This is a genomic window from Glaciimonas sp. GNP009 (assembly GCF_054343755.1).
Genome location: NZ_JBTGUV010000004.1, coordinates 1,807,113 through 1,820,633 on the forward strand (window position 1 = coordinate 1,807,113; position 13,521 = coordinate 1,820,633).

The following is a 13,521-nucleotide window of genomic DNA, read 5'->3' on the forward strand; positions in this document are numbered from 1 at the left end:
GATTTTTTTGATACGGCATCCCCACGCATCGATAGACGGTGTGCCTAGAGGAAATCCGCTGATAAAATTGTCATTTTAGCATCATCAAGATGCTCTGGCAAAAATGGATAGCGTCGAATAAACGATGGCAGCATCGACAGGTGAAAATATCAACACAAAAACCAATTTCAAAAAGATCTCCGATGGAAGACCCAAGACGACTTTGCATCATGCCCACTTATTGCATCCGCCGATGTGCGCTGGCCCAACAGTGCTCACGCGCAGAACGGCATGTGCTACCTATGCTTCGCTCGGGTCTTGATGCTGATGCATCTCGTCGACTTTAAAGAACTGATCCGCAACAACTGAACTTCACCACCTCACCGCCATAGTATTGCACTGCTATCGCGCAACGGTCTTGCTACGCGATAGTCCGGCTAATGCTCGTTAACCGCGCTGTGACAAACTACGCTGGCGCAATGTAAACAATCCCATCAGTGCGATAGCAAATAGTGCCAATGAACCTGGCTCAGGAACCGGAGCAAATGCAACGCCACGAATCGAGGTGTTGCCAGTAGCATCCGTATATAGGGTCGAGAAACTCTCATTGGATGCCTGTGCTGCTGTGGTATTGCTCAGAGCATCCGTGATGCTATACAAATAGCTTTGGGAGAGTTCATTGAGTCCGTAGCTAGTAGCAAACAGCTCCACCTGGTTACCTATGACTTCGCCAGTCAGCGCGAACAAACCGGTCACGCCAGGCGCACTTGGCGTTGCAGCGTTAGCACCGGCGTTATCAACCAGATTCAATCCTTTGACAAGGTCATAGGCCAAAGTCCAATTGCCATTGGTCAGCACCCATTTTTGCAATCCGCCTTCGCCCAAGGCAGCTTTATCTACATTGCCGTTCTTGGGCTGGCCGCTGTCGGTTACATAAAGAACAGTCGGGCTGGCGAAAAAATAGCTCTCAGGGCTGACATATACAAAGCTACCAATTCGCGCGTTGTTGACGCCGTTTGCCGTATTCGCAGTGAGATTGATAGAGCCATTATTGCCACCAAGCGACAGTGGCGAAGCAACCGGTGTGATATGGGTAGTCTGGAGACCCGTAGCAGAGGTCGGTAAGAGACCTGTGGCGCTAGTCAATGCGCTGATATTAGAGAGGTTATTAGCAGCTCCGCCGCCAGGGCTACGATCGCGCGAAACATACAGAGTATTCCCATTTCCATTATTGAAGATCGAGACGACGCGGGTATCAGTCGTGTTATCGATACCCGTTGCTGTGGTTGCGCCGCGTGCGGCAACAAACACGCCCTGAGTCGGATCGGTTTTGCTGGCAGCTTGGCCTGATACGTATAACGTTGAACCGTCTACCGTTGCAACACTGCGTGGATTATTTTGATTGAAAATTCCTGACAATGCAGTGCTGGTATCGACTTTGGCATCAGCGCCGATTAATGCGACGACACGGGCCACGGTGGTGACCGGAGTTCCGGTTTGATTTCCCACTGTTAAGCTTGTCGATTGGCCCAATGCCGCGTTGCCGTAGACCGATGTTGGTGCGGTATTAAAAGCTGTGGCATTGACTCCGTAGCCGGCGATAGTCAGGTATTGACCATTCACTGAGGTTTGCAAAATACCTTCAGAGGCCGAGCCATACTCACCGGAAATTGCGGAATTATTTCCGTTGTTGGTTTGCGACAGTGTCAGCGAACCGTTTTGTGTCGCCGTGGTACCGCCAGCACCAAGCTGCAATTGTACCAATACGATAGGCGCTGCGGAGTCGAGCCCGCTCCCGTTATAAGACGACACGGTGCTAATAACGAGGTTACCAGCAGTGAAACTGGTAATGGGTGCACTCATCGCTGAAGACGCTGCAAAAAGCGCTCCAAGTAGAACGACGGCGGAAGATGCGTAACGGCGCTGCAGTGGCAGGAAGGAGGGATGCATAGAATTCTCTGTGGGTTAAGATCAAGGTTGCGCCGCTTCTATGCAAATAGTGAGCCAGAAAAATAAGATGATATAAATCAGGTATTTAGATCGATTGAAATAATTTTTTAAGCATGAATGTAAAAAATTTCGACATCTCAAAGAGGGGTAAATTATCTTTGGTCATATGCAGCTATACGATATTTATGACCGGCGTATTACAGGAATATGATAGTTGTGTGATGCATGTAATTAAGGAAAATTTTTAACGATATTTCAGGCATTTTATTTTGAGAAAACACGCTGAATAATAATTTTCTGAGTCCATTTTTCTGATTGTGAATTTTATGGTCGTTTTTCTATTGTTTTCTCTTCACAAAAATAACTTTTAAATAAAAGATGTAAAAAAAATCGTCATCTGGGCGAGATAGAAATTATTTTCATATTGACGTACACCAGCTAAATGACGGGCGCATTACTACCGCGTAATATTTATATGGCACCTCAATTTAAAAAGTTTTTAACGACATTTCCAATGCTATTTCCGATACGGGGAAACTGATGGAAATGTTGAACAGACGCCACTCCGCGGCGGCTCATGCGTGATGATGTGGTGAGTTATTTTGATGCTCTGGTCTGCGATTTTGCGTTGTTTCTTTTATCAATATCACTGTCAGCGTGGTCGCGATCACCACATCGCTCGACGATGTAAAAACTCCGGACCTGACTCGACGGGACGAATTTCGGCCTGTACTAAGCCGAACACCTAACAAGCATAGAAGCGTCGTAAAAATGCAAGCAATAGCGTTGATACTCGTCGTAATTTTTGACGACCAACACTATTGAGAATGCTATGACAAGACGGTATTACATCCATGAAGGTGATGCGACAACGGCCCGCGGGGTAGTCAAGGAAGGGCTTGCCAACGATCAATGGCACGGCCTGACGCGATCGTTCGAAGGCGATGATGTCTATTGCCGTACTTGCAGATCGACGGGGACGATCAGTTGTTCCGGCACCCGTGTCCCTAACCTGGGTTCGCACGGTAAAGAAGCCGCACTGGACGGTGATTTGTGCAATTGCAGATGCAGGCGGAAGCCACGCCTGATCGCCTCACAATCCATTTCGTACACCGAAGGCGACGCCACGCCTTCCGATGAAGACTTTGGCAATCACCATAAAAACGCAGCCCTCGGCAACGCTGGCAGCGCATACGACCGGCATTTTGTGTTGCTTGATAGCGTAACTGGGCTGCCAGTCGAAGGCGTCGCCTACGGAATCCAATCTGAATCCGGCCAACACCACGGCAGCGCCAATGATCAAGGCGAAACGGTTCAGGCCCATTCTTCGGCACCGCACAAAGTCACCTTGCAATACGCAGTACCAACGCGATTCGGAGTGGACAAAAAATGAGTCTACCCATTGCAGTCGCCATGACAACCCCGTGCAGTGATCGCAAGGGAGTGGAATGCGCAATAGAAATGATGCAGCTCCGTGACATCCCCGACATCATGGAAAAGATGGGCTGGCCTATCGCCGCACAGATTATGCGGCACTGGTTCGCGAACGACACCGGGTGGGTGATGCCCAACGACGTAAAAATAGGGAAATTTGATCCTTGTAAACTGAAGCCAGCGGAGTATGACGACCAGATTATCAAGATGGCGTGGCTACTGAAATTCCCACGTGCGGTGGAGGCGTTTGATTATGTTTTGGAAAATTGGGCAACGGATAGGGGAAAGGAGGAGCTTAAGAAAAAATTAGTTAAAGGGGGTTGGATACCAAAATCGATAAAACCATTCAAGTTAGGGGATCGCGTCATGTCTGCGCGTGAACTAGATAGTAAGTGCCAAGTAAATTACCGAGAATTTGGCACAAAACTGGATACTTTTGACGAGTTATACGGTGCTGTTGGTAAGGGTATTTTTAAACTGGCCGTAGTCGGCGAAACAAGCACCAATTGGTTGCTGCAGAAGGACATATTTCATGTCAAACATATCGGCATTTACTGTCGAGACACGTACGATTTCAATACTACTAGCACTTTTGAAGAAATGGTTCCTTTGGGGGTATGGAGCAAAACGCGATTACTTCCAAAAGATGAAATGGCTGCTTACATGTTGTTGTACAGCGCTATAAACAAAACAAACATGAGTAAACAATTCCCGAGTGTGGTCCCTGCCTTTAACGACGACTTCCGACGCTACCAAACGCGCCATAAGACAGGTGGGGATTTTGTGGTGTATTCGGATGTGATGTGGGTAAAAGTACCTAAAAAAATGGAGATAGCGCTACCGTGGCAAAAATCAAAATCAAAATAAAATGGATTTTCATATTAATAGCTCTTCCTGTACTTGCCTATTTTACGTATGAAAATTGGCATGAGGGAACGCCTTACGGAGAAAAACAATATAGCCCGAATAAGGAGTTCTATTATCAGCGATACAAAGTCATCACCATTGAGGAGTGGATTCCGTACGTGCCGATGCCAGGAGGAGGTTCTGATAGTTTGTATTATATCGACGGTTACGTCAGGGGATATACAGCAAACGGAGATTTTATTGGAGAAGCGTACGCACATGGAATGCCGATGGCAAACATATTCTGGATAGATGACTTACTTGTAGTAATGGATGGCCTTCAAAGCAAGAATGATGACGGAGGAATTAAGTTTCCAAAAGATGTAGGTTTTCCATGATAAAAATCAGAAGAAAATGGCTTTTCATATTAATAGCCCTTCCCGTGCTTGCTTATTTTTCTTATGAAAATTGGCATGAGGGAACGCCTTACGGAGAAAAACAATATAGCCCGAATAAGGAGTTTTACTATCAGCAATACAAAGTCTTCATCATCGACGACTTGATTCCCTTCATGCCGTTGCCGGGCGGAGGTTCTGACAGTTTGTTTTATGTAGACGGTTACGTCAGAGCATACACGGCGGCCGGAGACTTTATTGGAGAAACGTACGCGCACGGAATGCCAATGGCACACGTATTTTGGGCGCGCAATAAACTCATAATGATGGATGGTGAGGAAAGCGGTAAGGATGGCGAGGGCATAATTATCCTTCCGAGAAGTTCAAGCGAGCCATGATAAAAATCAGAAAAATGCACATCACATCCATAATCCTCCCCATGGTTACTTATTTTGCTTATGCAAATTGGCGAAAGGGAACGCGGCCCGTGCGCTATTTAACAATAAATAGCACACGGGTCGACCATCTGACTCAGATATTGAAGCTACAGATAACGTTGAGGGAAATACAAAAACAGGGATGTCATCTGTAGCCTATCAAGGCGTCACCACCTCAACCCCATGTTTAGCAAATATCTGGGCCATTTCGCCTGAGGAGACCAATGCGTCGGTAGCATCTTGCAATGCCTTTGCGAGTTCAGGATCATCCTTTTTCACCGCCATGCCGATCACCCAACCTTTGCGTGGCAGCCGCTGAAAGGTAACTTCGGTCATTTGAAAATGGGGATCTTTGCCGATCACTGATTCTATTTCTGAACGATTGGCGACAACGCCATCCAGTTTACCCGCCTTGAGTTTTTCAAGCGCTTCGGTCGCGGTCGGATAGATCTTTACATTTTCTCGAAACTTGCCGTCTTCCGCGCCGAGTAACAACATGGCACCAATTGAAATTTTTTCGGCACCAATAGTTTTTCCGGTAATTGAATCGAGGTTGTCGAACTCCGGCACTTTACGGATATCCCGCACCAGGCGTACCGTTTCGCGATGATAGGGCGCAAAAATGCTGACCTTGTCATTTTGGTTTATCAAAAGCGGATCTACTGGCACATGCATCAACAGATCGGCGGGACCATATCCAAGGTAATGCCCTTTCCACACCATATTGCGCAAATCATCACTCAGATCTTCACCGGCAGGGAACGGTAGCAAACTCACTTTGAGTCCCAATTTTTTTGCTAACGCTTCTGCGATATCGATATCGATCCCGCCCTTGGTGGATGAAAACGGCGCAAAGTCATCATAAACGGCGACCTTTAAAACACCCGATTGTGTGATTTTTAAAAAATCGGCACTCGCCTCAGCATGCGCCGGAGCGCTGAAGAAAAGACAAACGCTGAGGGAGAGAAAGACAGGAATTCTGGCGAGCGATGTTCGGGCAAGTATTAGCATTGCACCGACGACCTGACAAGAAAGTGTGTACATTAAATAGCACCTTGTTATTGTATGTTTTTTGGTTACCGTTACTTGGTGACGTCATGGGTGACACCGTCTCAGATGTGCCGCATCGATGACCCTCAATATGATCGCGTTTTGATCATTATCACGCGATCATCATGCCCTAATTGATTGCGCGTAGCGTCTCAAGATACGCTTTGATAGACCACATCGCTTCCTGGTTTAGGATTCCTTCAAATGGCGGCATATACACAGCACCATTACGGACTTTGCCGTGACGCACGGAAACCAGGAAATATTTATCGGTCTCTTTGAAGCAGGCTGCTTTTTTATCAGGGCTTTTCAGATCCATGCAATCGCGATCCAATAATCGTAAATCTGGCGCGATACCACCCGATTGTGCTTGCAGTCCATGGCATCGGGCGCAATTTTCAGCATAGGCAGAGGTGCCTATATTGATGGCCTCTTTCTGACCGCGGAAAGGATTTTCGTCACGCCATGCGGCTCCCAGCGCTGGTAATGTTTTGGTATCAACCGGTTGCGGTATCACGTCACCGTGCGCATACACGAACGACGGTGCCATGATGGCAAACGATAAAGCGCAACACGAAATAAGGTGGGTTAGTTTTTTCATACGATCTCCTCTACAACGTTTTTAAATAATACGGAGGTAGTGGCAATTGTCATGCCAAGCAAATACGACACATTGGCACCAAATCTTGTTCTATTTCTGAACAACAGCGCCATCAAGTGCTATATTTAAGAGCACTATATAAAAAAACAATACAAAAAAATAATGCGGCTCCAGGAGTCTGAGCGCTAAGCCGACAGAATCCGTGCCGCAACATACAAGCAGGAGACAACCATGCATCCAACTGACACTTCCGACTCCCGCGGCAAGCCCGCCGCTATCTCAAATAGCAATTCGGCTAATAAAGAGGCCCGTGGCACGCTTTCTGCTTGCGATGGAGCCATGATGATAGAAGAATCCCGTCAACGCTCAAAAGCGTATGGCCTGTCGGAAGGTGAAAAACCAGATTTCAGTCCCATTGGGCGGCCTGATTTAGCGCTATTGTTGGACCAAAACCGCACGCTGCACACGCACGCGATACCGGTGATGGAAACGCTTTACGAACAAATCATTAACACGCACAACATGGTGATACTCACCGACGTGAACGGTTTGATCGTGCATACGTTGGGAGACGACGACTTTTTAGAAAAAGCCAATCGGGTCGCCCTCAAACCCGGCGTGACATGGTCGGAGGCCAGCAAGGGGACCAACGCGATTGGCACGGCGATTGCGGAACAACTGCCGGTCCAGATCCATGCGAATGAACATTTTCTGGTCGCCAATCACTTCCTCACCTGTTCTGCCGCTCCCATTCTGGACCACAAAGGCAACGTCATCGGCGTGCTCGACGTCACCGGAGATCAATCCAGTTTTCACAAACACACGATGGCGCTGGTCCGTATGTCGGCGCAAATGATCGAAAATCATTTGTTTTTGGCGGCGTTTCAGGATGCGATCACGTTACACTTTAATACACGACCCGAATTTATCGGCACGTTAATGGAAGGCATTGTTTCGTTCTCTCCAAATGGCCGGTTTCTGTCTGCCAACCGGACCGGACTGTTTCAGCTTGGCCTACCCATGTCGGCGCTGCAATCGCATACCTTTAGTTCGCTATTCGGCTTGTCGATTGCGGCCTTGTTCGACCATTACCGCACGGCAGCACCAGGATTTTTGAATCTTTGCATGCCAAGCGGTGTCCGCGTATACGGACGCGCTCAAATGCACCTGGCCAATAGCCCATTTCATCGCTCGGTGGAGTTGGTTCGCGCCAATGCTGATTCTGAGCAGGACGTTGAAACCAACAACCATACCGGGACAACAACAGCCAATGCGATGGCGATCAATCGCGCTACTCAAGCAGCGCGGCGCATGTCTGGCCTTCGCTATCTGAACACCGGCGATCCACAAGTAGCGGCGCTGATTGAAAAAGTGAACAAGGTACTTGGACGCGATATTCCGATTTTGATCATGGGCGAAACCGGTACCGGCAAAGAGTTACTGGCACAAGCCATTCACAACGATTCGCCGCGCTCAAGCGGTCCTTTTGTCGCAGTCAATTGCGCGTCCATTCCCGAGACACTGATTGAATCGGAATTATTCGGCTATGAGGATGGCGCATTTACGGGGCGCGTAAAAAAGGCGCGGTGGGGAAAATACTGCAAGCGAATGGTGGAACACTATTCCTCGACGAAATCGGCGACATGCCTTTTAGCCTGCAATCCCGTCTTTTAAGGGTCTTACAAGAGCGCATGGTCACGCCACTCGGCAGCACCAAGTCAATCACCGTCAATGTTGAGTTGATCTGCGCCACCAACCGTAATCTGCGAGACCTGATCACCAAGGGTGAATTTCGCGAGGATCTTTATTACCGATTAAATGGCCTGGTCGTCAAGTTGCCGCCGTTGCGTGAGCGTACCGACATGGACATCGTTGTCGAAAAAATACTTATCGCCGAATCCGTTACCGGGCGCTACACGGTTGCGCCTGAAATCATGCGACTGTTCAAGCTGCATAACTGGCCCGGCAACTTCCGACAACTAACCAATCTTCTGCGCACCGCCATCGTCATGGCAGACCAGGAACATGAAATTCAGCATCACCATTTGCCTGATGATTTTCTGGAAGATATTGAACAAGCTCGTGTCAGCGAACAAAACGACAATACGAAATGGCTGGTATCGAGCGGTGCTAATTTAGAGGAAGTAGAAAGATCGGTGATCGAAAAAGCGCTGGCCTCACACGGCGGCAATGTATCGGCAACCGCCAGAGCATTGGGAGTATCACGCAATACGATCTATCGAAAAATTCCTCTACAAAAATAGTCAGATTCTCTGATTATTAGTCGATTACTATTTCTACATCCGGGGCTATTTCAGTTCCCAAAAATTGCGCCTGTGTGGAGTAATTAAATTCAATGGCACGTCAATTTAATTACCCCTTATTGGCGCGACAGATGCTGCCGCAGCAAGCGGGTTGCCCCCGCGAAAGTCAATGCCAACAAGCGCTCCGTTTGATCGACCAATTGCACATTTACCGATAGCTCTATTTGTATTTATCTGCGCAAGAATGCAAGGAAAATCCGTCACCAATTTCACCCGTTTGTGACACCAGCAATAAAATTCCTTCATTTTTTAACTGGCTAAATGACGTTAATATTTGGTCGTTCCAGATTAGTCAAAATAACTAAAGCGTAAGAAGTCATAGGGCCGCACAACATTTTCCCAACCATTTGTTCGCTCTGCTCATTCAAATATTCCCTAGACGCCCAGCAACCGCAGCAACCTATGTATCGTTGATCATCATGGGATAACTCCGATCAACAATAAAGAAATATTAAAGTGAACAAAAATTGATGTGCCAATACGCGTCCCAAACTGTTACCGGGCGTAGGTAAATCGCACAGCAAGAGGATAGTGGCGGGCCTAGATCATGTTGTGAGTTTGACTTTCAAGTCGGGGATAAAAGCGTTGTGACAAAAAAAAACTGACGACCGTAGTCGTCAGAAAAATCACCTGGAGAGGAGGAGAAATACTAGTACGCCTTCAATATGTGATTCGCCAGATAATCTAGCGATCTTTGATCACTTGAAGTGACGTCAAAAAAGTATCAACGTTGATCACTGCAACGTTCTTACATTTTTGAACTTAACTTGAAAACCCAGACCGAACCACCTTGCTCGATAGAGTTAATTTTCTTGGCAACTTCACCGCCCCACAATGGCACAGCACCACCCCAACCTGACACAACAGCGACGTATTGCGTGTCGCCATCTTTCCATGTCACTGGCGGCGCTACGACACCGGAACCGGTCTGGAATTTCCACAATTCCTTACCTGTTTTAGCATCAACCGCTTTTAGGAAGCCTTCTGGTGTGCCGTAAAAAACCAGACCACCCGCCGTCGTCATGACACCACCCCATAGCGGTGCATTATTTTTGATTTCCCAGACGATTTTGCCTGTCTTAGGATCAATCGCGCGCATCGCACCGATATAGTCGTCGTTGATTGGGCGAATAGTAAATCCGGCACCCAAAAAGGCACTCCCTTTTTTGTAGCTAACCGGCTCATTCCATATATCCATTCCCCATTCGTTTGCTGGGACATAGAACAGTTTGGTTTGCGGACTGTAAGCCATCGGCATCTGATTTTTCGCGCCGAGGAAAGCGGGTGCGACAAAAGCGGTTGCGCCTTTTTTGCCTTCTTCACCTTTGGTTGGATCGCCTGGACGTCCTGCCTCAATGTAGTTAGGACGACCTGTTTTCATGTCGATTCCTGATGCCCAGGTAATCTTTTTAACAAAAGGAAAAGCGTTTTCTAACTTTCCGTTTTTAGCATCGAGGACATAAAAGAATCCATTACGGTCAGCTTTTGCACCGAATCGTTTTCCGTCCATATCAAAGGTAACAAATTCATTCACACCATCATAATCCCAGCCGTCGTGCGGCGTAGTCTGATAGCTCCATTTGATTTGCCCTGATTCCAGATCCAACGCCACTGTAGAGGACGAATAAAGATTATCGCCAGGACGTAAATGACTGTTCCACGGCGATGGATTACCGGTACCAAAATAAGCTAAGCCAGTCGACGGATCATAGGTTCCGCCGAGCCATGTAGCGCCACCACCGGTTTTCCACAAATCACCAGGCCATGATTTGTTGGTCGTACCGGTAATACCATTTTCAATTGCCTTGCCATCCTTATCGTATTTGTAGCCCATGTGGCCTTCGATCATCGGACGTGACCAGACTAGCTGACCAGTGCGCGGATTGCGCGCATCCACACGTCCCACAACGCCGAACTCACCGCCCGATACGCCAGTCAGCAACAATCCTTTAGCGATCAGTGGTGCGGCAGACATAGAATAACCAGCTGAGTAGTCAGCTACTTTTTCTTTCCAGACGATCTTGCCGGTGTCTTGGTCCAACGCAATCAATTGCGCATCCAGAGTGCCGAAAATCACCAAATTGTCGTACAAAGCTGCGCCGCGGTTAACCACGTCGCAACAAGGCATGATGCCGTCTGGCAAGCGATGTTCGTATTTCCATAACTTGGTTCCAGTCTTCATATCAATCGCATAAATACGCGAGTACGAACCGGTAACAAACATTTTTCCGTTATAAATCAGCGGCTGTGATTCTTGCCCGCGTTGCTTTTCTCCACCGAATGAAAACGACCACGCTGGCGTCAGCTTACTAACGGTACTGGTGTTAATTTGCGTCAAGGTCGAAAAACGTTGACCTTGTGTGCCCATTCCCCATGACAAAACCGTATTTGGTGCCTTGGCATCATTGGCAATCATCGCATCCGTCACGGCCGGTTCAGGCACCGCAAACGCACTGCTAACAACCGCGCTGAGCAGCACTCCTATCAGTTTTTTATGCATGTCATCCTCCTATTTGTATATCGAATATTGAATGTGTTGTGCTACTGTTTTTTTTTGCTATTTTTCTCTACTACTTTTTTACTGTTTTTTACCAACGCCTTTGTCAATCTCGTTTGCGTTTGTCGTACCACCCACGCGTTCTATATAGGCAAGGTGCATGCCATCTATTTTCTCTAAGCACTGCCCTGTTTTAGGGGGTTATACCGTCCAATGTGTCTTATTAACTGCGCTAAAATTTAGCAACTGTCTCAGAACAGAACAACCACATTGGACGCCGTTACATAGACGATACGATGAACACAATGGCAAAAGTCCGAGGTAGCATGGACAATCACCTTACGCTACCAACTAGAATGCGTGTTTGATGCCCAACTCCACAGCCGTGATGGTTTTTCCGCCAGAAGCAAGGTAAAGATTGTTATTGGCGACACCAAAGGCGGAGCCAGCTGTGTAGCCACTACCCGCTTTCACACCCGCGACCAGTCCGTAGAGCGTTGTCCGCTTCGAAAGAGCGTAATCATCGCTAAGGATGATGGTTTTAGAGTTGTCGCTTGCGCCGACTTTGTTACTGGAATAGTAGTAAGCCAGCGTCGCGGTGTTGGCGACCGAAGTCCGGTAGTTGACGCCAGCACCATAAACGCGGTACTGCGCCAGTTCGGATCCTGATGCAGGATCACTGTTTTTGTTGTTCAGATAATTCACCGTCAACGTTGCATCGCCAATGACATAACCTGCGCCAACGCTATATTTTCTGGTTTGCACTCCAGTTCCGCCGATCAAACCGAATTTTTGTCCATTCTCAGATTGGTAACTGGCTGACAGCGTGACGGGACCGGTATAGACTGCGCCCAAAGCAATAACTCGGTTTGCGGCGTTGCTACCGGCGTTTTCACCGAAACTGTACGATCCGCTCAAATTGACATCCGCAATTTTTGTGCTCAGCGCCAAAGCATTCGCCACAAACACATCAATCGGGGAATTCGAATTAGCTGGCGCAGTCGCTGTGCCAACATTCAACGGGCTTTGGGTTAGCGCCCATGAAATCAGACCTGAAAAAGTTTCCTTGAGACCGCGTGGATCAGTCGCAGCATAAGCCAGTACAGCAGGCGAATATTGCTTACCCAACGTGATGGTACCGTAGCTGTTAGACAGACCAACGTTCGATTGACGTCCGAACAGCCCGCCCCATTGTCCGCCTTGTCCAGTACCGGCAAAAAAGTGACCTTCAAGGTTGAAATTGGCCTTTAATCCGCCCCCTAAATCTTCCGAACCTTTGAAACCAAAAATGCTAGGTGTCACGCCGCCGGTGTTTAAGGCTGTGACGCTTCCCGTACCGCCGCTAGGCGTTTTTTGATTGTTGACGAACACAAGTCCTGCATCTACCACACCGTAGATGGTCACGGATGATTGCGCTTGTGCAGTACCAGCAATCGCACTAAGTGCCATGAGCGCCATGAGTGCTGTCGGGGATGCCACACGCTTTACTATTTTTTTCACAAAAGTCTCCTTGGTTTATTTTCTTTATACATTCCGCGCCTGTTTTTAAACGGCTTGCGGCATCTGGCTCTTGGCAAAAGCCATGCCAATGATTTTATGCTCGCAATCCAAGGCCAATATTCCGACAAGAGAACAAACGGATGGGCACCCAATCGAAGCCCCCTCATTCGATTAAAAAAGGCTCGACAGCGGAGTGACGAAGGGTGATGGAATCAACGCTACGGAGATGCAATATATGAACGTAAATAAGCGGGGATATGGCTTGGATTGATTGGCTTTTTGAAATACTTCCGAAAACATTCGGTGCGGGCAAAGTGTCCAAATATGAATCACTTTGAAGTCAACTTGTTCCTATTCTGATCGAATGGGATGAATCAAACGTCGTGATTATGATTCGCTAAGATGGCACATTTATTGCTCATCTCACATTAATTTAGTGAAGATACCGAAGGCAATTAGCCGCGCTTATCTTTAATACGCAATCTCATTTATACCTATAAGGCCGCCG

9 protein-coding genes and 1 pseudogene are annotated in these 13,521 nt (G+C 47.7%); 5 read left to right on the top strand and 5 right to left on the bottom strand.

Translation table 11 applies throughout. The annotated features are described in order from the left end of the window. Window positions 1–426: 426 nt before the first annotated feature. Window positions 427–1,929: a PEP-CTERM sorting domain-containing protein gene (locus ACXX82_RS08915; RefSeq protein WP_458562790.1), complete on the bottom strand. Its 1,503-nt coding sequence runs from the start codon at window positions 1,927–1,929 to the stop codon at window positions 427–429. Window positions 1,930–2,761: 832 nt separating this feature from the next. Between ACXX82_RS08915 and ACXX82_RS08920 the strand changes: the two genes are divergently transcribed. The 4 genes from ACXX82_RS08920 to ACXX82_RS08935 are packed head-to-tail and all read left to right on the top strand — an operon-like array spanning window position 2,762 to window position 5,002. After that, window positions 2,762–3,322 (top strand): PAAR domain-containing protein, encoded by a 561-nt coding sequence (locus tag ACXX82_RS08920; RefSeq protein ID WP_322233798.1) that lies wholly within the window; start codon window positions 2,762–2,764, stop codon window positions 3,320–3,322. After that, window positions 3,319–4,230, top strand: a complete 912-nt coding sequence (locus ACXX82_RS08925) for a DUF6402 family protein (protein ID WP_322233802.1) — start codon at window positions 3,319–3,321, stop codon at window positions 4,228–4,230. Before ACXX82_RS08920 ends, ACXX82_RS08925 begins: the two co-directional genes overlap by 4 nt. After that, window positions 4,206–4,607, top strand: a complete 402-nt coding sequence (locus tag ACXX82_RS08930) for a hypothetical protein (protein ID WP_322233804.1) — start codon at window positions 4,206–4,208, stop codon at window positions 4,605–4,607. The genes ACXX82_RS08925 and ACXX82_RS08930 overlap by 25 nt, the downstream gene beginning before the upstream one ends. After that, complete coding sequence (locus ACXX82_RS08935; protein ID WP_322233806.1) at window positions 4,604–5,002, top strand: hypothetical protein; 399 nt, start codon at window positions 4,604–4,606, stop codon at window positions 5,000–5,002. Before ACXX82_RS08930 ends, ACXX82_RS08935 begins: the two co-directional genes overlap by 4 nt. Window positions 5,003–5,200: 198 nt before the next feature. Here ACXX82_RS08935 and ACXX82_RS08940 read toward each other — a convergent pair whose 3' ends face one another. Further along, entirely contained in the window at window positions 5,201–6,085 is an 885-nt protein-coding gene (locus ACXX82_RS08940) for a substrate-binding periplasmic protein (protein WP_458562791.1), read from the bottom strand. Between the two features lie 136 nt (window positions 6,086–6,221). Continuing rightward, the gene (gene pedF / locus ACXX82_RS08945; RefSeq protein WP_322240285.1) at window positions 6,222–6,641 is read right to left on the bottom strand and encodes a cytochrome c-550 PedF; all 420 of its coding nucleotides are present in this window, start codon (window positions 6,639–6,641) and stop codon (window positions 6,222–6,224) included. Window positions 6,642–7,034: 393 nt separating this feature from the next. Here pedF and ACXX82_RS08950 point away from each other — a divergent pair. Next, window positions 7,035–8,956, top strand: a pseudogene (locus ACXX82_RS08950) (sigma-54-dependent Fis family transcriptional regulator). A gap of 808 nt (window positions 8,957–9,764) precedes the next feature. Here the strand turns inward: ACXX82_RS08950 and ACXX82_RS08955 are convergent. Beyond that, window positions 9,765–11,516, bottom strand: coding sequence for a PQQ-dependent methanol/ethanol family dehydrogenase (locus ACXX82_RS08955; RefSeq protein WP_322233810.1), 1,752 nt, complete (start codon window positions 11,514–11,516; stop codon window positions 9,765–9,767). Between the two features lie 348 nt (window positions 11,517–11,864). Next, window positions 11,865–13,013: a porin gene (locus tag ACXX82_RS08960; RefSeq protein WP_458562792.1), complete on the bottom strand. Its 1,149-nt coding sequence runs from the start codon at window positions 13,011–13,013 to the stop codon at window positions 11,865–11,867. Between the last annotated feature and the right edge of the window lie 508 nt (window positions 13,014–13,521).

What these genes read in the sequence shown, in the direction of transcription:
- ACXX82_RS08915 (WP_458562790.1), bottom strand. Translation starts at nt 1,929, where the DNA reads ATGCATCCCTCCTTCCTGCCACTGCAGCGCCGTTACGCATCTTCCGCC.
- ACXX82_RS08920 (WP_322233798.1), top strand. Translation starts at nt 2,762, where the DNA reads ATGACAAGACGGTATTACATCCATGAAGGTGATGCGACAACGGCCCGC.
- ACXX82_RS08925 (WP_322233802.1), top strand. Translation starts at nt 3,319, where the DNA reads ATGAGTCTACCCATTGCAGTCGCCATGACAACCCCGTGCAGTGATCGC.
- ACXX82_RS08935 (WP_322233806.1), top strand. Translation starts at nt 4,604, where the DNA reads ATGATAAAAATCAGAAGAAAATGGCTTTTCATATTAATAGCCCTTCCC.
- ACXX82_RS08940 (WP_458562791.1), bottom strand. Translation starts at nt 6,085, where the DNA reads ATGTACACACTTTCTTGTCAGGTCGTCGGTGCAATGCTAATACTTGCC.
- pedF (WP_322240285.1), bottom strand. Translation starts at nt 6,641, where the DNA reads ATGGCACCGTCGTTCGTGTATGCGCACGGTGACGTGATACCGCAACCG.
- ACXX82_RS08955 (WP_322233810.1), bottom strand. Translation starts at nt 11,516, where the DNA reads ATGCATAAAAAACTGATAGGAGTGCTGCTCAGCGCGGTTGTTAGCAGT.